The 20,004-nt window shown below is 73.8% G+C and carries 17 protein-coding genes and 1 pseudogene; 6 read left to right on the top strand and 12 right to left on the bottom strand.

Translation table 11 applies throughout. The features are described from left to right. Window positions 1–70: 70 nt before the first annotated feature. The gene (locus tag ACFWE1_RS14505) at window positions 71–1,384 is read left to right on the top strand and encodes an FAD-binding oxidoreductase (protein WP_376934110.1); all 1,314 of its coding nucleotides are present in this window, start codon (window positions 71–73) and stop codon (window positions 1,382–1,384) included. A 175-nt stretch (window positions 1,385–1,559) separates the two neighbouring features. Here ACFWE1_RS14505 and ACFWE1_RS14500 read toward each other — a convergent pair whose 3' ends face one another. From ACFWE1_RS14500 to ACFWE1_RS14490, 3 genes are all read right to left on the bottom strand, one after another. Next, window positions 1,560–2,153, bottom strand: a complete 594-nt coding sequence (locus ACFWE1_RS14500) for a DUF1349 domain-containing protein (RefSeq protein WP_376934109.1) — start codon at window positions 2,151–2,153, stop codon at window positions 1,560–1,562. 3 nt (window positions 2,154–2,156) lie between these two features. After that, window positions 2,157–2,801, bottom strand: a complete 645-nt coding sequence (locus tag ACFWE1_RS14495; RefSeq protein WP_376934108.1) for a hypothetical protein — start codon at window positions 2,799–2,801, stop codon at window positions 2,157–2,159. An 84-nt stretch (window positions 2,802–2,885) separates the two neighbouring features. Beyond that, window positions 2,886–3,116 (bottom strand): hypothetical protein, encoded by a 231-nt coding sequence (locus ACFWE1_RS14490; protein WP_230768481.1) that lies wholly within the window; start codon window positions 3,114–3,116, stop codon window positions 2,886–2,888. Window positions 3,117–3,167: 51 nt separating this feature from the next. On the opposite strand from ACFWE1_RS14490, the gene ACFWE1_RS14485 reads away from it, so the two are divergent. Then, window positions 3,168–3,668: a MarR family winged helix-turn-helix transcriptional regulator gene (locus ACFWE1_RS14485; protein ID WP_376934144.1), complete on the top strand. Its 501-nt coding sequence runs from the start codon at window positions 3,168–3,170 to the stop codon at window positions 3,666–3,668. Window positions 3,669–3,701: 33 nt separating this feature from the next. Here the strand turns inward: ACFWE1_RS14485 and ACFWE1_RS14480 are convergent, their stop codons facing one another. Continuing rightward, complete coding sequence (locus ACFWE1_RS14480; protein WP_376934107.1) at window positions 3,702–4,619, bottom strand: NAD(P)-dependent oxidoreductase; 918 nt, start codon at window positions 4,617–4,619, stop codon at window positions 3,702–3,704. A gap of 63 nt (window positions 4,620–4,682) precedes the next feature. Beyond that, window positions 4,683–5,498, bottom strand: a complete 816-nt coding sequence (locus tag ACFWE1_RS14475; protein ID WP_376934106.1) for a DNA/RNA non-specific endonuclease — start codon at window positions 5,496–5,498, stop codon at window positions 4,683–4,685. Between the two features lie 68 nt (window positions 5,499–5,566). Here ACFWE1_RS14475 and ACFWE1_RS14470 point away from each other — a divergent pair, with 68 nt between their 5' ends. The 3 genes from ACFWE1_RS14470 to ACFWE1_RS14460 all read left to right on the top strand — a co-directional run bounded on the left by ACFWE1_RS14470 (window position 5,567) and on the right by ACFWE1_RS14460 (window position 11,540). Beyond that, window positions 5,567–7,354 (top strand): cation:proton antiporter, encoded by a 1,788-nt coding sequence (locus ACFWE1_RS14470; protein ID WP_376934105.1) that lies wholly within the window; start codon window positions 5,567–5,569, stop codon window positions 7,352–7,354. A gap of 78 nt (window positions 7,355–7,432) precedes the next feature. Then, a complete protein-coding gene (locus ACFWE1_RS14465) occupies window positions 7,433–7,657 on the top strand; it encodes a hypothetical protein (RefSeq protein WP_376934104.1) in 225 nt (74 codons plus the stop codon). Between the two features lie 184 nt (window positions 7,658–7,841). Next, window positions 7,842–11,540 (top strand): efflux RND transporter permease subunit, encoded by a 3,699-nt coding sequence (locus tag ACFWE1_RS14460; RefSeq protein WP_376934103.1) that lies wholly within the window; start codon window positions 7,842–7,844, stop codon window positions 11,538–11,540. 152 nt (window positions 11,541–11,692) lie between these two features. On the opposite strand, the gene ACFWE1_RS14455 is transcribed toward ACFWE1_RS14460, so the two are convergent. The 3 genes from ACFWE1_RS14455 to ACFWE1_RS14445 form a co-directional block, all read right to left on the bottom strand. Continuing rightward, a complete protein-coding gene (locus ACFWE1_RS14455) occupies window positions 11,693–12,247 on the bottom strand; it encodes a hypothetical protein (RefSeq protein ID WP_376934102.1) in 555 nt (184 codons plus the stop codon). Between the two features lie 110 nt (window positions 12,248–12,357). Continuing rightward, window positions 12,358–13,656: an LCP family protein gene (locus ACFWE1_RS14450; RefSeq protein ID WP_376934101.1), complete on the bottom strand. Its 1,299-nt coding sequence runs from the start codon at window positions 13,654–13,656 to the stop codon at window positions 12,358–12,360. 132 nt (window positions 13,657–13,788) lie between these two features. Beyond that, entirely contained in the window at window positions 13,789–14,841 is a 1,053-nt protein-coding gene (locus ACFWE1_RS14445; protein WP_376934100.1) for a YeiH family protein, read from the bottom strand. 70 nt (window positions 14,842–14,911) lie between these two features. Here ACFWE1_RS14445 and ACFWE1_RS14440 point away from each other — a divergent pair, with 70 nt between their 5' ends. After that, entirely contained in the window at window positions 14,912–15,841 is a 930-nt protein-coding gene (locus tag ACFWE1_RS14440) for a LysR family transcriptional regulator (RefSeq protein WP_376934099.1), read from the top strand. Window positions 15,842–16,051: 210 nt separating this feature from the next. Here the strand turns inward: ACFWE1_RS14440 and ACFWE1_RS14435 are convergent, their stop codons facing one another. The 4 genes and pseudogenes from ACFWE1_RS14435 to ACFWE1_RS14420 all read right to left on the bottom strand — a co-directional run. Continuing rightward, window positions 16,052–16,633 carry a TetR/AcrR family transcriptional regulator gene (locus ACFWE1_RS14435; RefSeq protein ID WP_376934098.1) on the bottom strand — a complete coding sequence of 194 codons (582 nt, stop codon included), beginning with the start codon at window positions 16,631–16,633 and terminating at the stop codon, window positions 16,052–16,054. Window positions 16,634–16,692: 59 nt separating this feature from the next. Then, a complete protein-coding gene (locus ACFWE1_RS14430; protein ID WP_376934097.1) occupies window positions 16,693–18,780 on the bottom strand; it encodes a YhgE/Pip family protein in 2,088 nt (695 codons plus the stop codon). Further along, on the bottom strand, window positions 18,780–19,526 hold the full coding sequence (locus tag ACFWE1_RS14425; protein ID WP_376934096.1) for an ABC transporter ATP-binding protein: 747 nt from the start codon (window positions 19,524–19,526) through the stop codon (window positions 18,780–18,782). Before ACFWE1_RS14425 ends, ACFWE1_RS14430 begins: the two co-directional genes overlap by 1 nt. 109 nt (window positions 19,527–19,635) lie before the next feature. Beyond that, window positions 19,636–19,983 (bottom strand): annotated as a pseudogene (locus ACFWE1_RS14420) (DMT family transporter); the annotation flags it as partial. Window positions 19,984–20,004 lie beyond the last annotated feature (21 nt).

The following is a 20,004-nucleotide window of genomic DNA, read 5'->3' as shown; positions in this document are numbered from 1 at the left end:
AAGCGCCTGGTTCGCTGAGCCTGTCGAAGCGAACCAGCGGACGTCGGCGGTCGGTGGCACACTGGCGCACATGGCCATCCTCGCAGCGTTGCAGCAGGTCCTTCCCGGTCGCGCCTTCGGGCCCGGCGACTCCGAATACGACGCCGGGCGCGCGGTCTTCGCCGGCGTCGGCTCCCCCGAGGCGGTGGTTCGCCCGGCGAGCGCCGAGCACGTCGCGGCCGCCGTCCGCGTCGCCGCCGAGCACGGCGTGCCGGTCGCGGTGCGCTCCGGCGGGCACGGCAGCGAGCCCGTCGACGGCGGGCTGGTCATCGATCTCGCCGAACTCGACGGCGTCTCCCTCGGCGAGGGGCGCCTCGTCACGGTGGGCGGCGGCGCCTGCTGGGGCGATGTGGCCGCCGCGCTCGAACCCGCCGGCCTCGGCGTGAGCTCCGGCGACACCCGCGACGTCGGCGTCGGCGGCCTCACGCTCGGCGGCGGCATCGGCTGGCTCGTGCGCCAGCAGGGGCTCACGGTCGACGCGCTGCGCTCGGCGGAGCTCGTGACCGCGGCGGGCGAGGTGCTGCGGGTCGATGCCGAGCACCACCCCGAGCTGTTCTGGGCGATCCGCGGCGGCGGCGGCAATTTCGGTGTGGTCACTTCGTTCACCTTCGAGGCCGTGCCGGCCGACGGGCTCGCGGGCGGTCGTCTGCGTTTCGCCCAGGCGGATGCCCCGGCGGTGCTGCGGGCCTGGCGCGACGTCGTGCGGGCCGACGAGGCGCTGAACTCGACCCTGCTGGTCTTTCCGCCGTTCGCCCCCGAAGTGCCGGCCGGTCCGATGGTCGCCGTCGCCCGGCGCGGCAGCGAGGCCGAGCTGCGCGAGACGCTCACGCCGCTGCTCGCGCTCGACTCGCTCGAAGAGATGGTGCTCGGGCCGGTCGCCTACTCCGAGCTGCTCGAAGACGCCCCGCCGGGCAAGCCGCCGTTCCGTTTCGTCGGCGGCAACGGCTTCGCGTCCGAACTCGACGACGCGCTGCTCGAGGCCTGCCTCGCGGCGCTGGCCGGTCCGGCGCCCACGATGCTGCTGCTGCGCACGCTGGGCGGGGCGTTCGGACGGGTGCCGGCCGAGGCGACGCCGATCGCCTTCCGCGACGCCGAGACCTTCGTCGTGGTCAACGCGGTGCTGCCGCAGGACGCCCCCGAGCAGCAGGTCGCCGAGCTCCGCGCGCTGCACGAGGGCGTGCTCGGCCGACTCAGCGGGGTCTACGGGAACTTCTCCGAGGAGCGCGGAGCGCACGTCATCCGCGCCATGTACCCGCCCGAGACGCTCGCCCGACTGCGCCGCATCAAGGCCGAGGTCGACCCGCAGCGGCTGTTCCGGCACGGGCACGCGATCGCGCCCGCGTAGGCGGCCTGGTTCGCTGAGCCTGGTTCGCTGAGCCTGGTTCGCTGAGCCTGGTTCGCTGAGCCTGTCGAAGCGCCGAGGCGGCCTGGTTCGCTGAGCTTGTCGAAGCGCTTCGACGAGCTCAGCGGACCAACCGCGCTTCGACGAGCTCAGCGAACCAAACCGCGCTTCGACGGGCTCAGCGAACCAACGGCGGGTCGGCGTGCAGCTCGGTGTCGGGCGCCACACGCCGCCAGGCGGTGAAGGTCACCTCGAGGCCGTCGCGCGACGGCGCGCAGACCATCGGGCCGGCCGTCGCGTCGGCCGGGAACGGCGTCACCCGGAACGTGCGCCACGGCCCGTCGTCGGCTCGGGCGCGCAGCACCACGGCGTCGGCGATCCGGCTCGCGCGGATGGTCACGACCCGCCCCGCCCACTCGGGCACCGGCGCCATCGACCAGTCCGAACGGCCATCGGTGACGACCGCTCCGAGCTGGGGCACGCCGTCGCTGAGCTCGACGCCCGCTTTGACCCAGCGCTCCGGGCCGGCGACGAGCATGAGCCCGGCCTGGTCGTACAGCTCGCTGAGCGACGCGCTGTCGAAGGAGACCTCGATCGCAGCATCCGCGGGCCACTCGCCCAGCAGGGCGTGCCCGTCGTCGTGGACGAAGCCGTACAGGGTCTCGCGCCAGTAGTCGCTCCCCTCGAGCGCCCGCACGACGAGGGCGTCTCCGCGCTGCTCGCTCGAGGCGGGTTCGCGGGTCCAGCGGCCGTCGCTCCACGGGATGCGCATGGGTCAGCCCACGTACCCGTGGAACGGGTCCTCGCGCTCGGCGCGCTTCAGCTCGGCGGTCTCGACGGCGCGCTCGAGGTCCTCGAAGAGCTCCCGCATGCGCTGCGGGCGGGCGAGTTCGTACTCGGCATCCACCTCGATCTGCGGCCACTCCCGGTCGAGCCGGGCCTCGATCGCGCCGGCCACGTCGTGCCACGCCTCATCGCGCGCGCGGTTGGCGAACTCCCGCAGGTACTCGGGGTCTTCGCGCAGCTCCCAGAGCCGCTTCGCGACCGAGGTGTAGACCTTCTCGCGGCGGCGCAGGTTGCCGGTGTCGGCGCGCCGGTAGTCGTGCTGGTGCTTCGCCTTGCCCTCGCGCTTCGCGGCGGCCTCGCGGTCTTCCGCCGAGAGCTCGGCGGTCGCGTCGGCCTGCTGCACCAGCTCGTAGAGCACCTCGCGCGCGGCGGCCGCGGCGCGCGCATCGTCGTAGCGCTCCTCGCCGCGCAGCGCCTCGACCACGAAGCGGTTGCGCAGGGTCATGCGGCCCGCCGACTCGGCGAGCATCACGCCCTCGTCGATCATCTCCTCGACGCTGGGCGGCTGGACCTCCGGCAGGGCGGCGCGATCGAACGGCTTGAACTTCGGACGCCTCCGACGGAACCAGCGCATGCGGGCTCCCTTCCGACTCCGATGCCCGCCTTCGAGCCTAGCGGCGCGAGCCCGGACGATGGGAGGGGGCGGCGGCCGCGGCGATCACGTCGGGCAGTGCAGCTGGGTGCGCTCGCCCGAGCGGTCGATGTCGTGCTCGGACATCGGCTTGCCGCAGAGCGGGCAGGCGGGCGGGCGCTCGGCGACCGGCTCCTCGTCGTACGGCCCCAGGGGCGGCGGCCCGATGTACGGCAGCAGCTTCGCGTTGAGCTTGTCGATGAGGCCCGCATACCCCCGTCGGGGCGAATCGCCTGCGGGGTGTTCTCTTCGTGTCACAATCATTAGTGTACTAATTATTAGCTCATGCGCAATACTGGAGGGGTGACCATGCACGACCAGCGCGCGAGCGACGACCGCACGGATGCCTCGATCGTCGAGGTCGACGGTGAGCCCATCGACCTCCTGGCCCTCGAGAACCAGGTCTGCTTCGCCCTCGCCGTCGCCGCCCGCGGCGTGATCGGCGTCTACCGGCCGATCCTCGAGCCGCTCGGCCTCACCCACCCCCAGTACCTCGTGATGCTCGCGCTGTGGCAGCGCAGCCCGCGCACGGTCCGCGACCTCGGCGTCGCCCTCCAGCTCGAGCCCGCGACCCTCTCGCCGCTCCTGAAGCGGCTCGAGGCGCAGGGCTACCTGACCCGGCAGCGCAGCGCGAAGGACGAACGGGCCCTCGACGTCGAGCTGACGCCCACGGGCCGGGCGTTGCGCGAGCAGGCGCTCGGCATCCCGCCGCAGGTCGTCGACCGGCTCGGCATGACCCTGGAGGAGCTCGGCTCGCTGCGCGACCGACTCGGCGAGGTCATCGACGCCGTGCAGCGCGGCGAGCGCTGAGCACGCGGGGCAGCCCACCGGCGGCCCACGAACTCAGGCGTGCGGGTCGAACCCGGCGATGCGCCCGTCGGGCGAGGCGAACTTCGCGATGAGGCTGCAGTCCTTCGCGCCGTAGCCCTCACCGATCAGCCGCTCGAACTGGTCGAGCGCGATCCGGGCCGCCGGCGTGCGCACCCCGGCCGCCCCGGCGGCCTCGACCGCGAAGGAGAGGTCCTTCTCGGCGAGCGCGGCCGTGAACGTCGCGTCGAAGTTGCGGTTCGCCGGGCTCGTCGGCACGACCCCCGGCGCGGGGTACCAGGTGCGCAGCGGCCACGACTCCCCCGACGAGACGGCCGCGACCTCGAAGAAGCGCCCGGGATCGAGCCCCAGCGACGCGGCGAGCGCCGCCCCCTCGGCGACGCCCAGCAGTGAGACGAAGAGCATCAGGTTGTTCGCGAGCTTGGCGGCGATGCCGCTCGTCGCCCCGCCGAGCTCGAAGACATGCCCGGCGAAGGGCGCGACGAAGCCGCGGGCGAGCCGCGTCGCCTCGGCCTCGCCGCCGAGCATGACGGTGAACGTGCCGGCCGCGGCACCGGCGATGCCGCCGGAGACGGGCGCGTCGACGAAGCGGATGCCTCGGGCCGCCGACTGCTCGTGGCACCAGCGCGAGGTCTCGACGTCGACGGTGGAGGTGTCGAGCAGCAGCGCCGAAGCGGGCGCGGTCTCCCAGACGCCGCCGGGTCCCTCGTACACGGCGCGGACGTGCTCGCTGCGCGGCAAGGAGGTGAAGACCGCCTCGGCTCCCGCGACGGCCTCGGCGATGGACGCCGCGACGCGCACGCCCCTGGCCGAGGCATCCGCCGTGGCCTCCGGGGCGACGTCGAAGCCGCGCACCTCGTGGCCCGCTGCGACGAGGTTGCCCGCCATCGGCGCGCCCATGTGCCCCAGCCCGATCCAGGCGATGACCGACATGACGACCTCCCGACCCCGGTGTCGATATGCTCACTTCCACCGTACGCCTGCCCGGCCGCGGCGCTACAGCAACAACTCCTCGGGCCCGGAGAGCTTGCGCCACCCGCTCGCGGCGACCGCCCGGGGCATACGGTCGGCGGCGACGAGCTGGGGCATCGCGAGCCGGGCGAACTCGGCGATCTCGGCGATCGGGGCCTGGAAGGTGCGGAAGCCGCCGAGCTCTGGCAGGGCGCCCGCCCCGCGCTCGACGAGCGACGCGACGAGCGCGGACTGGTCGAGCACGAAGCCTGCGGCCGCGAGCCGCTCGCCGCGCAGCCACGCGACGACCTTGAAGAAGCGGCGCGGCAGGCGGATACCCCGGTAAGGCGGGTCGTCCGCGACGAGCACGGGCGCGGTGAAGACGCTGAGCCGCAGCCGCTCGTTCGCGCCGAAGGCGAGCACGTGGTCCTCGAGGCCGAGCCAGAGCTCCTTGGACTGGTTGAAGCCGGCCGCCTGCGGGGCGGCGTTCGGGTAGTGGAAGGTGTCGGATTCGGCACGGGCGGCGACGGCCGGATCGCCCCAGACCGGATCGCGCCGGCGCACGAGGTGGCCGCGGTCCAGGGGGTTGTCGGCGTAGACGGCGGGGCCGGCCTGCCAGTCGGCGGGGACACGGGGGTCGAGCCGCCAGCGGTCGCCCGAGCGTTCACGCTCGACGAGCTGCGCCCCGTCGAGGTTGACGCCCGTGACCCTCGCCAAGCGACGCCGCTGATCGAGCCGCACCGAGAAGTGCACGTAGTCCAAGAGCACCGTGTCGGGCTCCGCATCGGGCTGCGCGGCATCGAGCGGCAGCGGCACCGGCATCGGCAGCTCGCCGCCGAGGAAGTCCGTCTCGTACCCCATGCCCCCAAGCCCAGCACACCCCGCCGACGTCGGTGCGGCGGCCGGGCGCGGCACGGCAGAATGTCCCCATGGATCTGCTGCTGGCCGCCGTGCTCGCGCTCCTCGCCATCGCCGCGGCGACGGCGTTCGCGCCCAAGCTCGGCGTCGCCGCGCCGCTCCTGCTCGTGCTCGTCGGCCTCGGCGTCGGCCTCCTGCCGGTCGTACCCGCCTTCGAGGTCGACCCGGAGTGGATCATCGCGGGCGTGCTGCCGCCGCTGCTCTACTCGGCGGCGGTGTCGATGCCGGCGATGGAGTTCCGCCGCGACTTCGGCGCCATCAGCGGCCTCTCGGTCGTGCTCGTCGTGGTCACCTCGGTGCTGCTCGGGCTGCTCTTCGCCTGGCTCATCCCCGACCTCGGCATCCCGGCGGGCATCGCGCTCGGCGCGATCGTGAGCCCGACCGACGCCGTGGCCACCTCGATCGTGAAGCGGCTCGGCGTCTCGCCGCGCGTCGTCGCGATGCTCGACGGCGAGAGCCTGCTCAACGACGCGAGCGCGCTCGTGCTGCTGCGCTCGGCGATCGCGGGCATGGCGGCGACCGTCTCGCTGTGGAGCGTCGCCGGCTCCTTCGTCTACTCCGTCGTGCTCGCCGCCGTGATCGGCGTCGTCATCGGCTGGGTCAACCTGCGGGTGCGCGCCCGCGTGATGAACCCGACCGTGAACACCGTGATCTCCTTCACGATGCCGTTCCTCGCCTCGATCCCCGCGGAGCACTTCGGGGCCTCCGGGCTCGTCGCGGCGGTCGTCGCGGGGCTCGTCACGGGGCGCGGGGCGGCGAAGTTCCTGAGCCCGCAGCACCGGCTCTCCGACGCGCAGAACTGGCGCACGGTGGAGCTCGTGCTCGAGGGCGCCGTGTTCCTCATCATGGGACTCGAGCTCACCGCGATCGTCGACGACGTCGAGACCGCGCACTCGGGCGCCTGGCACGCGGCGGGACTCGCGGCGATCGCCCTCGCCGCGACGATCCTGATCCGCGCGGCGTACGTCGCCCCGCTGTTCGCCGGGCTCGCGCGCCGGGCGAAGCGCGCCGAGAGCATCCGCGAGTTCATCCGCACGAAGCAGCAGACGCATCCGGGCGCCGCGATCCCGGTGCACCCGAAGGCCTCGCCCGCGCAGGCCGACCGGATGCGCTCGATGTTCCGCCGCCGGGTCGCCGACATCGACTACTACCTCGACGAGCGGCTCGGCTGGCGCGAGGGCACCATCGTCGTCTGGGCGGGCATGCGCGGTGTGGTGACGCTCGCGGCGGCGCAGACCCTCCCCTCGGACACGCCGAACCGCTCGCTGCTCGTCTTCATCGCCTTCCTCGTCGCGATCGGCTCACTGCTGATCCAGGGCGGCACCCTGCCGTGGTTGGTGCGCTGGGTGATGCCCACCCGCGACCCCGAGGACGGCGCCGCCGAGCGCCGCGAGCTCCGGCACGTGCTGCAGTCGGCGGCGATGGCGGAGCTCGCCGGCTCGGAGGACCCCGCCATCCGCGCCATGGCCGAGCGCATGCGCGCCGCCTGGCAGCTCTCGAATCAGGAGGGCGTCGGCGAGGACGCCGACGACGAGCTCGCCGAGGTCGAGGGCGCGGATGCCTCGGCGGGGGCCGCCCCGCCGGCCGAGCGCGCGCCCGGAGCCGAGCCGGAGGCCGGGCCGCGCCGCCTCGTCGATCCCGAGCGGGTGCGCCAACTGCGGCTGCGGATGATCCGCGCCCAGCGCGACGCCCTGCTCGACGCGCGCGACGAGGGCCGGTTCAGCGCGGCCTCGCTGAGCGCCGCCCTCGAAGACCTCGACGCCGAGCAGATCAGCATCGAGCTGAAGGCGATCGAGTAATCCGCGGCGCGATCCGCGTCATGATCGCGCCGCATCCGCATCCCTCCAGTAGGCGCATCGCGAACGGAGGGAGACCGGATGGCCCGCCACCTCGAGTTCGTCTTCGGCCCGCTGGGCGAGGAGACCCGTCTGCCCTGCGCGTGCGCCAGGGACGGCAACCACCTGCGGCCCACCTCCGTCGACCGCGTCGGCGCCCTCGACCCCGAGTCGCTCGCCCGTGCGGAGCGGCTGCGGGCCCGGCGCCGCGGCCACCGCCGACGCTTCCGCTTCGAGCTCTCCCCGCAGGCCCGGCACGCCGCCTGACGGCGCCGGACGCCCGTCATCCCGCGGGAGTCGTCCCGGGGTACCACGCATCTCCCTCGCCCGGCTGATGCCCGACCCCCGCCTCGCCGAGTGAACTGGAATCATCGCCCGGCGCGGCCCCTGCCCGGCGCGCTCGTGCACCGATGCCCGCTCCATCCGGCCGTGCCCCCGACCGGAGATCGCCATGACCTTCCTGACCCGAGCCAGCCTCGCCAATCGCGCCATCGTCGGCCTCATCACCATCGCCATCGCCCTGCTCGGGCTCGTGGCGATGGGCTCGCTCCGCCAGGAGCTGATGCCGCCGGTGAAGTACCCCGGCGCGTTCATCTCCGTGCAGTCGCCGGGCCTCGCACCCGAGCAGATGGCCGAGGTCGCCACCGAGCCCGTCGAGCAGTCGCTGCGCTCGGTCGCCGGCATCACCGAGGTGACCTCCGTCTCCAGCACGGGCTCGGCGCAGATCTCCGTGACGTGGCCCTTCGAGCTCGACGCCGAGGAGACCGAGCGGGCCATCCGCTCCGCCGTCGACGGGGCGAAGGCCGCGCTGCCGCAGGGCGCGCGGATCGACGTCATGTCGGGGTCCAGCAGCGACATGCCGGCGATGATCCTCACCGCGGGCTCCGCCGGCGACCCGCTCGTCTTCGCCGACCAGCTCGAGCAGACGGTGCTGCCGGCGCTGCGCTCGGTCGACGGCGTGCGCGAGGCGACGCTGTCGGGGCGTGAGGAGCAGCGCGTCGAGGTCGCGATCCGCCCGGCCGACCTCGAGCGGCTGAAGGTCGAGGCCGCCTCGGTGCTGCAGGCGCTGCAGGCGAACGCCGCCGTGCAGCCCGCCGGTCAGGTCGAGGGCGCCGAGGGTGCCGTCTCGGTGACCGTGGGGCCCGGCCTCGAGAGCATCGAGGCGATCCAGGCGCTGCCCGTGCAGGTGCAGGAGGGCTCGGTGCGCGTCGGCGACGTCGCCGACGTCTCGCTGCAGTCCGTCGCCGCGACGAGCATCTCGCGCGTGAACGGCAAGCCCGCGCTCACCGTCCAGATCACCCCGGGCTCCGGTGCGAACGTCGTCGACCTCTCGCACGGTGTCCGGGCGCAGCTCGACGGCTTCACCGAGTCCCTCGGCGCCGAGTTCGTCACCCTCTTCGACCAGGCCCCGTACATCGAGCAGTCCATCCACGACCTCTCGGTCGAGGGCGCGCTCGGCCTGCTCTTCGCGGTCATCGTGATCTTCGCGTTCCTGCGCTCGTGGCGCTCGACCGTGATCGCCGCCGTGTCGATCCCCCTGTCGCTGCTGATCACGATGATCGGGCTCTGGTGGAGCGACAACACCCTGAACATCCTCACGCTCGGCGCCCTCACCATCGCGATCGGCCGCGTCGTCGACGACTCGATCGTGGTGATCGAGAACATCTCGAGACACGCGGAACGGCGCGCACCGACCCCGGCCGACATCGTCACCTCGGTGAAGCAGGTCGCCGGCGCCATCACCGCGTCGACCCTGACGACGGTCGCGGTGTTCCTGCCGATCGCCTTCGTCTCCGGCCTCACCGGCCAGCTCTTCCGCCCCTTCGCCATCACCGTGACGATCGCGCTGCTCGCCTCGCTCGTCGTGGCCCTCACGATCGTGCCGGTGCTCGCGTACTGGTTCCTGAAGAGCCGCGCGGCGAAGCGGGACTCGACGGCGGATGCACCGGCCGACGCGAGCGCCGCGACCGCGACCGATGCCGACCACGACGCCCCGCTCGACGCCGCCGCCATCGCCCGGGCCGAGATGCGGAGCCCCGAGGACCGGCTGCAGCGCAGCATCATGCCCGCGCTCGGCGCGACCCGGCGGCATCCCTTCGTCACCCTTGGAGCCTCGGTCGTCGTCCTCGTCGCGACGCTCGCGCTCAGCGTCGTCATCCCGACCGACTTCCTCGGCGAGTCCGGCCAGCAGAGCCTCACGCTCGAGCAGACTCCGAAGGACGCCGTCGACCTCGCGACGCGGGCCGAGGCCGCCGAGCCCGTCGAGCGCGCGCTCGGCGAGGTCGAGGGGGTGCGCGACGTCGTCGCCGCGATCCCGGCGCAGTCGAGCACGGCCGGCGAGCCGGCCAAGATCAGCTACGACGTCCTGCTCGAGGAGGGGGCCAAGGCCGACGCCGTCCGCGCCCGCGTCGAGCGCGCCCTCGAGCCGCTCGGCGACCCGGAGCAGTTCGAGCTGACCGCGGTCGACACCAGCGGCTTCGGCGCCGGCGGCATCGAGCTGCGCGTGCTCGGCAACGACCCCGTCGCCCTGCGCGAGGCGAGCGATGCGCTCGTGTCGTCGCTCGAGGGCGAACCCGGCGTCGAGAAGGCGACGAGCAGCCTGTCCGGCGAGCAGCCGGTCGTCCGCGTCGTCGTCGACCCGGCGAAGGCGGCCGCACTCGGCTTCGACCAGCAGCAGATCGCCCAGGCGATCGATGCCGCCCTGAGCGGCACACCGGCGGGCACGCTCATGCTCGAGGGCCGCGAGCGCGACATCGTGATCCGCACGGCCACGGTGAGCGGCGGCGCGGACGGCGTCGCCGAGCTGCTGCTGCCGGTGACGCCGAAGCAGACCGCCGCGGCGCAGAAGGCCGCCTTCGACAAGCTGAAGGCCGAGCAGGAGCAGCAGGCGGAGAGTGCGCAGGCCGAGGCCGCGAACGCGCTCGAGCAGCAGATCTCCGACGCGCAGTCGGCGCGGGGCGAGCTGCGCGATCAGCTCGCCGCCCTGCGCGGGCAGCTCGCGGCGCTCCGGGCCGCGCCCATCGTGCCGGCGAAGCCCGGCACGCCGCAGGAGGAGGCGAACGCCGCCGCCGTCCGTGAGCGCCAGGAGCAGCTCGCTTCCCTCGAGTCCGCCATCGCGCAGACCGAGCAGGGCATCGCCGCGAGCGACGAGCAGGTCGAGCAGCTGCGCCAGGCGCAGGACGACGCCGCCGAGCAGCGCGCGGAGGCCGAGCGGATGGAGCAGGAGCAGACCGCCGCCGGCGAGCTGCGCGGCACGCCCGTGCGGGTCGCCGACGTCGCCGCCGTCACCGAGGAGCGCACCGCCCCCTCGGTGAGCCGCATCGGCGGCGAGCGCGAGGTCGCGATCTCGGTCACCCCGAAGAGCGGGGCCCTGGATGCCGCGAACGCGGCCGTCACCGCGGCGATGGCCGAGGTGACCCTGCCGAGCGGCGTGCACTACGAGGTCACCGGCGTCTCCGCGGAGCAGGACGAGGCGTTCGCCCAGCTCGGTCTGGCGATGCTCGCCGCGATCGTGCTCGTGCTGTTCGTGATGATCGGCACGTTCCGCAACCTGCGCCAGCCGATGATCCTGCTCGTGTCGGTGCCGTTCGCGGCGACGGGCGCCCTGCTCGGGCTCTTCCTCACCGGGACGCCGCTGGGCCTGCCGGCCCTCATCGGCCTGCTCATGCTCATCGGCATCGTCGTGACGAACGCGATCGTGCTGATCGACCTCGTGAACAAGCTGCGCGAGGGCGGCGCGACGCTGGAGGACGCGGTGCGTCACGGGACGCGACTGCGCCTCCGCCCGATCCTGATGACCGCTGCGGCGACGATCTTCGCCCTCCTGCCGATGGCCTTCGGGCTGACCGGCGGCGGCGTGTTCATCTCGAAGCCGCTCGCGATCGTCGTCATCGGCGGGCTCATCTCCTCGACGCTGCTGACGCTCGTGCTGGTGCCGATCCTGTACCTGCTGTTCGAGCGCGGACGGGACCGGCGGATGGCCCGGCGGGCCGAGCGCCGTGAGCGCCGAGCCGCCCGCCGCGACGGCGGCTCGGGCACCGGGTCGGCCGACGGCGGATCGCAGGACGGCGGCCTGACGGACGACGGACCGGGTTCCGGACCGGGCACGGGGGTTCCCGGGCCGGGGCTGCCGTCGCCGACGGCCGGCTGAGGGCGGGGCCGGGCAGCATTGGGGGCTGCCCGGCACGGCGCCCCGCGCACGCACCGGATGCGGCTGCACGCCATCCGGTGCGTGCGTGTGCCTGCGTGCGCCTGCCCGGGCGCGGTCGAGGCTGGCCAGCCGACCCTCGGGACCGCCGGGGCTCAGGCGTTGTTGAGGAGGAACCCCTCCATGCGGAGGCCCCGCCCGGTGGTGCCCACCGTGAACCGGTCCGGCCCCACGTCGACCCCGGCGCGCTGGTCGCCGATGTTCTGGATGTGCGCGTACGCCCACAGGCGGTACGAGCCGATCCGGGTGACCTCGACCGCTTCAATCGCGAGGGCGCGACCGGTCGTGCCGACCGTGATCACCGACCCCCGCCCGCTGGTGCACTGCTGCTGCTGCCAGCCGATGTTCGCGACGTGCGCGCGGAGGCAGAGCCGCTTGTCGTTCAGCTGCCGGACCTGGATCGCTTCGAGTCGCAAGCCCTGGTTCCGGGTTCCCGACGCCTGGGTCCACCCCTGGTTCTGGATGTGCGTCAGCACCTCGAAGTCCCTGGCGTCGCTCGTGTAATACGCCGACGCGGGTTCCGCGGCGGCGGGCACCAGGGCTCCCGCCAGCGCGCCGACGGCGAGTGCGGCGACCGCCGCTCGCCGCTTCCATCCAGATGCCTTCGGCGCTTCGGTTCCGGGTTCGACGATCTTCCGGCGCACAGCCATGAGACCCTCCTCATTCACTCAATCGGGTCCCCGGATCCAGCCGCGAGCCTATCTCACGCATCCGCGAAGCTGGAATCCCGACGTCATGGTCGTCCCGAACCGGGCGCCGATCAGGAGGCGCCGGCGCAGCTCTTCGTCGCCGCGTCCTGGCCCTTCGTTCCCGGGGGGAGCGTCGCCTTCGGCTTCGGCGTCGCCGTGGCGCTCTGCGTGGGCGCGGGCGCGTCGGCGGCGGGCGCGTCGGCCGTCGGACCCTCGGCGGCCGGGGTGTCGTCGGCTGCAGCTTCGTCGCCGGAACCGGCCTCGGGGTCCTCGGGGTCTTCGGTGTCATCGGTGGCGAAGGTGAGCGCCTCGTCGGCGGCGAGCGCGGCGAACAGCGCCTCGACCTGGTCCTGGATCGGCTCGACCCGGTTCGGGTCGGCCCAGTAGTCCTGCACGGGCAGCTGCACGAGCGCGATGTTCGCGAGATCGATGTTCGCGAGCGTGCCGGCGAGGCCGACGAGCGCGTCGGGCCCCGCGAGCCCGTCGTCGACGGTGATCGAGCGGCTCGCGGCATCCGCCAGCCCGAAGAGGGCGACCGGGTTCGTGAGCGTGCCGGCATCCTTCACCTTGCGCGCGAGGGCGGAGAGGTACGTCTGCTGGGTCGCGATGCGTCCGAGGTCGCTGCCGTCGCCGATGCCGTGCCTGGTGCGCAGGAACGCGAGCGCCTGGGCGCCCTGGATGGTGTGCTCGCCCGCGGCGAGCGTGAGGCCCGAGTCGGGGTCGTCGACGTCTTCGGCGAGGCAGATCTCGACCCCGCCGATCGCGTCGGTCACGCCGATCACGCCGTCGAAGTCCACGATGATGAAGTGGTCGACGTCGAGCCCGGTGAAGTCGCGGATCGTGTCGAGCGAGCAGTACGGGCCGTCGTTCAGCACGCCGTTGATCTGCACGGATTCGCGTGCCTCGATCGTGTCGCCGGCGGGCGTGGTGCACTCCGGCGTCGGCAGCATCGTGTCGCGCGGGATGCTGACGAGCGTCGCGTTGCTGTGATCGCTCGAGACGTGCAGCAGCATCATCACGTCGGAGCGCGCACCGCCCTCGTCGCCGTAGTTCGCCGAGGTCTGCCCCGCGCGCACGTCGGACCCCATGATGAGCAGGTTCACCGCGCCGTTCCAGTCGGGGATCTCCGGTCCGTCGGTGTCGCCGGGACGCGCCACCGAGTTGCCGGCGATGTTGCCGGCGACGCGCGCCGCCATCACGCCCGCGAACGCGACCCCGGCGACCAGCAGTCCTGTGGCGACGCCGGCGACGCCGAACAGCACCTTCTTGCGCCGCGAACGACGGCGGCCGTGCGCGAGCGAGCGGGTGGCGCGTCGTGAGGTGCGCGCGGTCGGCGCGGGGCCCGTGGGGGGCAAGTTGGGGCGGGGCATCCGGTCTCCTCCGGTCGGCCGGCGAAGTCGTCACGCTATCGACCGAGCCAGGGAGAACGCCCAGAACACGGCGGCGCGTCGCGGAATCGCCCGCGAACGCACTGTGACGGGATGCCAGTCGGGGTGGAGTCGTCAGCCGGCGACGAGCACGCCGCCGAGGGCGACGCCCGCGACGACGAGCGTCGATGCGCCCGCGAGCGCGACCGGGCGGAGCCCGACCCGGCGGAACATCGAGAAGTGCACCCCCGTGCCGAGCGCGAACATCGCCATGGCGAGCAGCACGGTCTGCACGACGCCCGCACCGGCGAGCACGCCGGCGGGCAGCACGCCCGTCCAGCGCACGAGCACCATGACGAGGAAGCCGACGACGAAGAGGGGCACGATCGGCGGTCGCGTGCCGGCGGGGACGGCGCCGTCGGCCTGCTCCCGCCGCATCGCGCGCCGTCGCTGCACCGAGACGACGGCGAGCACCGGGGCGAGCAGCAGCACCCGCGCGAGCTTCACGACGACGGCCGCGGCGAGGCCCGCCCCGCCGATCGCGGAGCCGGCGGCGACGACCTGGGCGACCTCGTGAATCGACCCGCCCGCCCACAGGCCGGTGCGCAGCTCGCCGAGCCCGAGCGCGGAGCCGAGCAGCGGGATCAGCGGGATCATCAGCGTCCCGAAGAGCACGACGAGGGCGAGGGCGGTGACGACCTCCTCCTCGTCCTCGGTCTCGACGACGCCGTCCACGGCGGCGACGGCGGCCGCCCCGCAGATGGAGAAGCCGCAGGCGATGAGCAGGCGCTGGGTCGGCGAGACGCCCAGGGCCCGGCCGATCGCGAGCGTGGCGAGGATGCCGATCGCGACGATCGCGACGACGACCGCGATCATGCCCGGACCGAGCGCGAAGATGTCGCCGAGCACGAGCTGCAGGCCGAGCAGCACGATGCCGATCCGCAGCAGCCGCTTCGCCGCGAGCGCGAGGCCGGGATCGAGCGAGGCGGGCAGCGGCAGCAGGTTGCGGCAGGCGACGCCGAGCACGATCGCGACGAGGAGCGCGCTCACGGTCGGCAGCACGAGCGTGAGGGCGAGCGAGACACCGGCCGCCGCCAGGGCGAGCGCCAGTCCGGGGGCGAGGGCGCGCAGCCCCGCGGATCGGGCGGCGGTGCTGGGGGTGGGGCTGGCGCCTGCGGGACTGCTCACCAGTTCACTCTGGGCGTCGCGACCGCATCGCAGTAGCCGTCGATCGGGCATCGGGCCATATCATCGTGATATGCCTTCGACACCCCAGCAGCGCTGGCCCGACCTGGCCGTGCTCGAACTGCTCGTCGCCGTGGCCGAGCACGGCGGCCTGGGCGCTGCGGCGCGCGCGGTCGGGATGGCCCAGCCGAACGCGAGCCGCGCCATCGCCCGGCTCGAGGCGGAGCTCGGGCTCGACCTTGTGGCGAGGCATCCGCGCGGCTCCCGCCTCACCCCGGCCGGCGCCGCCGTCGCCGACTGGGCCCGGCGCGTGCTCGACGACGCCCGAGAGTTGATGACGGCGAGCGCCGCTCTCCGCGCCGACCGCGACGCCCACCTCGACGTCGCGGCGAGCCTCACGGTCGCCGAGTACCTCGCGCCGGCCTGGCTCGCCCGGCTGCGGCGGGCGCGGCCCGAACTCGAGGTGCAGCTGCGGGTCGCGAACTCGGCCGAGGTCTTCGCTCTCGTCGCCTCGGGGGCGTGCGAGCTCGGTTTCGTCGAGACGCCCCGGGTTCCCGCGGGACTCCGCAGCGTCACCGTCGCCGACGATCGCCTCGCGGTGGTGGTCGCGCCGGACCATCCGTGGGCGCGACGGCGCCAGCTCGCCCCCGCCGAGCTGGCCGCGACCCCGCTCGTCGTGCGCGAGGGCGGCTCCGGCACCCGCGCGACGCTCGCGGCGGCGCTGGAGCGGCTCGGCATCCCGGAGCACGAGCTCGCCGCACCGAGCCTCGAGCTCGGCAGCAACGCCGCCGTCCGGGTGAGCGCCGCGGCCGGAGCGGGGCCCGCCGTGCTGAGCGAGCTCGCCGTCGCCGGCTGGATCGCCCGCGGCGACCTCGTCGAGGTGCCGGTCGACGGGCTCGAACTCCGCCGGCGGCTGCGCGCCGTGCGCCGCGCGACCGCCCGGCCGAGTGATGCGGCGGCCGAGCTCGTCGCGATCGCCCGGCGCTCCTCGCGCCCGGCCTAGGCCGGGCGGCGCCGCTCCCGGACCCCGGCCAGACCCTGCCGGCCCCTCTGGAACCCACCCGCTCCCGGACCCCGGCCAGATGCTCGCGTGTCGTCACTATTTGCGGGTGGCGGCGGCCCAGGACCCGCAAATAGTGACGACACGGGAGGAGTGGGGGTGGACAGGCGGGCGGGGGCAGACAGGCGGGCGGGGACGGGGCAGGCGGGCGGGTCAGGCGGGGCGGAGGGTGGCGAGGATCGCGGCGGCGACCTCGGCGCGGTCGCGCTCGGGCTCGAAGACGAGCCACTCGAGTCCCGCCATCAGCACCGCGCCGAACACGGCCGAGGCGCGCAGGCCCGCGGCGGCGGCCGCGGCATCCGCGTCCCCCGCACCGGCGGGACCGGATGCCTCGGCGATCGCCTCCGCGAACACGGCGAGCGCCTCGTGCCGGAGCGCGAACAGCGTCTCCTGCCAGGCCCGGTCGGTGCGGAAGATCTCCGCCGCCATCAGCTTCGCGAGCGCCGAGTTCGCCGCGATCACGTCGAGCAGCTCCGCCACCAGGGCCTCGATGGCCTCCTGCCCGCGGCGCTCGCCCTTCGCCCGCCGCAACGACTCCGCGAGCGCACCGACCCGCTCCTTCAGCAGGGCCTCGAAGAGCAGGTCCTTGGAGCTGAAGTTGTAGTACAGGCTGCCTTTGGCGACGCCGGCGCGCTCGGCGACCTCGTCCATCGTCGTGCCGGTGATGCCCCTCGTGGCCGCCAGCTCGAGCGCGGCGTCGAGGATCTGGCGCTTCGTCGTGCTGGTGCGGGCCACGGTCATCTCCTGGTCGGCGGGGCGGTGGTCGTCGGCGGTGGTCGGCGGCGGGCCGTGGCTCAGATCACGAGCTCGGGGTGCAGCCGGCCGATGCTCCACACCCGCTGCTTTCCGGCGCTCCAGGCGCTGATCGCGAGCGATCCGACGAGGATGCCGGCCATGACGAGCACCGAGAGCCACAGTCTAGAGTCGACCCCGCCGGTGATGAGCTCCCGCAGGCCGTTCACGACGTACGTGGCGGGCATGAACGGGTGCAGCGCCTGGAAGAACGCGGGCGTCGTCTCGACCGGGTAGGTGCCGCCCGAGCTGCTGAGCTGCAGCATGAGCAGCACGAGGCTGACCACGCGGCCCGCGGCGCTGCCGAGCACGACGATGAACATCTGCTGCAGCGCGAGGAACGCGAGCGTCACGAGGTAGATGAACGCCGCCGTGCCGAGCCAGTACTGCGGTTCGAGCCCGATGCCGTAGACGAGCACCAGCACCATGATCACGACCTGGCCGAGGCCGATCGCCATGGCCGGCAGGAACCCGGTCATCACGGCGCGGAGCCCGGTGGCGCCCGCGGCGAGCGCGCGACTCGGCAGGGCGCGCAGGATGAGCCAGGTGATGAGCCCGCCGACGAACGTCGCGAGGGCGATGAAGAACGGCGCGAAGCCCTCGCCGAAGCTCTTGGATTCGTTCTGCCAGCGCTCGTCGAGCGAGACCGGGGCGGACATCACTTCGGACTTCGCCTCGAGGTCGGCGCGGCTGAGCTGCGGCGCCGCCTCCGCTCCGGAGCCGAGCTCGTCGGCGAGGGTGCGGCTGCCGTCGGCGAGCGTTCCCGCGCCGTCGGCGAGTTTCGTGCCGCCCGCGGCGAGCTCCCCGGTGCCGCTCACGAGGGAGTCGGTGCCGCCCGCGAGGGTGGCCGCGCCGTCGGCGAGGGTGCGGGCGCCGGATGCCGCGTCGCCCGACTTCGCCGCGAGCTCGGCGGTGCCGTCGCGGAGCTGCGCGGCGCCGGCGGCGAGCTGCTGCGCCCCGGGCTGTCCGGCGGCGAGCGCGGACGCCAGCTCGTCGGTCTTGCCGGCGAAGCCGGCGCTCTTGGCCGCATACTCCTGCGCGCCGGGCAGCGCGGCCTGCGCCTGACGGTTCAGTTCCCCGGCGCCGTCGGCGAGCTGCTGCACGCTGTCGAGGTAGGCGGCCGCGGGCACCTCCGGGTGCGCCTGCATCGCGGCGAGGAGTTCGTCGATCCCGCCGGACAGCGTGCCGGTTCCGCCCGCGAGCGCGGCGGTGCCGTCGCTGAGGGCGCCGGCGCCGTCGGCGAGCGCGTGGGCGCCCGCGGCGAGAGCCTGGGAGCCGGATGCCGCGTCGCCGACCTTGCCGGCGAGCAGTGCCGAGCCGTCGGCGAGCTGGGCGGCGCCGCCCGCGAGTTCGCCCGCGCCGTCGCGCAGCTGGGCGAGCCCGTCGGCGAGCGTGCCCGAGCCGTCGGCCAGGCGGATCGCCCCCGCGTTGAGCTGGTCCGCGCCGTCGGCGAGCTCCCCGATGCCGACGACGAGCGCGCCGGCTCCGGTCTTCGCGGTGGCGACCCCGTCGGCGAGCTGATCGGCCCCGTCGGCGGCCCGGCGGATGCCGTCGCCGGCGTCGTTGATGCCGACGAGCAGGGTGTCGGCGGTGCGCTTGGAGACCTGCTCGGCGACGGCGTCCTTCAGCTGCACCATGGCCTGCTTGCCGAGGGTGGAGGCGAGGAAGTTGTTCGCGTCGTTGTAGTCGACCTCGACGCTCGCGGGTCGCGGCTCGTCGGTGCCGACGGAGACGGCGCGCTCGGAGAAGTCGCGCGGGATGGTGACGGCGAAGTAGTAGTCGCCGGCGGCGACGCCGCTCGAGGCATCCGCCGCATCCGTGACCTGCCAGTCGAGCTGGCCGCCGTCCGTGAGCTCCTCGACGAGGTCGTCGCCCGCGGTGACGCGGTCGCCGTCGAGACGCGCGCCCGCATCCTCGTTCACGAGGGCGACGGGCAGGTTCTTCAGCTCGTCGGTGGGCGCCCAGAACGCCCAGAGGTAGAGGGCGCCGTAGATGAGCGGGATGAACAGCAGGACCGCGATGGCGATCTTCGGCAGCGTGCCCGTGCGGAAGCGGCGCAGCTCGGTGCCGGGTGAGAGGAAGGCGAACATCAGACGTGCTCCAGGAGGAGGTCGAGGCCGTCGGCGTCGTCGTCGGCGCTGTTCGGCGCCGAGGCGGTCCGTTCGGCCGTCGGGAGGATGGACTGGGCGGCGGGGGCGATGCCGAGCTCGGCCCAGAGGCGGGGCTCGGGTGCGGCGGCCGAGACGACGACCGCGGTGCCGGTGCGGGCGATCGCGTCGAGGCTGCGCCACACGGCGGTGCGGGCGGCGGGCGAGGCGAGCTCGTCGAGGCCGTCGAAGCAGAGCAGGCGCGGCTCGCTCATCATGGCGAGGGCGATGCGCAGCAGTGCGGTCTGGGCCTCGTCGAGCTCCCAGATGACCGTGTCGGGTGCGGGCATGGGGGTCTCGCCGAAGACGGGACCGAGGATGCCGCGCAGCGCCTCCTCGTCGGGGCGGCGCACGAGCGCCCACCACGGCGAGATCCAGGCGGCGCGTTCGCGGACGGCGGCGCCGACGGTGACGGACTCCTCGAGCTCGTCGATGCCCGCGAAGCCCGCGATGCCGGACTCGCGCTGCACGCGGCGCGCGCCGCGCGGCAGTCCGCGGCCGAGGGTCTCGAGCGTGCCGGCGGAGGGCTTCATGCGCCCGGCGAGGGTGAGCAGGAGGCTCGTGCGGCCGCTGCCCGAGGGCGCGTGCAGCACGGTCAGGCCGTCCTGGATGCTGAGGTCGAGCGGCCCGTAGACGGGTCCGCGCTTCGATTCGAGGGCGAGGCGGTTCGCCCTGGCGATGGTCGGCACGTGCGTTCCTTCGATTCGTGCGGTGGGATGGGGTGCACGTCTTTGTACTGACCAGTCAGTTTAATCACGCGACACGGATGCCGCAAGCGCCCCGCGCCCATCGCCGCCGTCAGCCGTGCGCGGCGGACTGCCCGGCGAAGACGTTCAGCACGATCACCCCGGCGATGATCAGCCCGATGCCGATGAGCTTCGGCACCGTCAGGCTCTCGCCGAGGAACAGCACCCCGATGGCGACGATCGCCGCCGTGCCGACGCCCGACCAGATCGCGTAGACGATGCCGATCTCGAGCTCCCGCACGGCCTGCGCGAGCATCAGGAACGACACCCCGTACCCGGCGAGCACGCCGATCGTCCACCACGGCTTCGTGAAGCCCTCGGTCTTGCCGATGAAGCTCGTCGCGGCGACCTCGAACCCGATCGCGAGCGTGAGGAAGAGCCAGGCCATGGGGGATCCCTTCCGGACCCCGCGCTGGCGGCC

Source organism: Agromyces sp. NPDC060279, assembly GCF_042726785.1.
Taxonomy (GTDB): Bacteria; Actinomycetota; Actinomycetes; order Actinomycetales; family Microbacteriaceae; genus Agromyces.
This window is presented reverse-complemented; position numbering and strand designations above follow the sequence as displayed.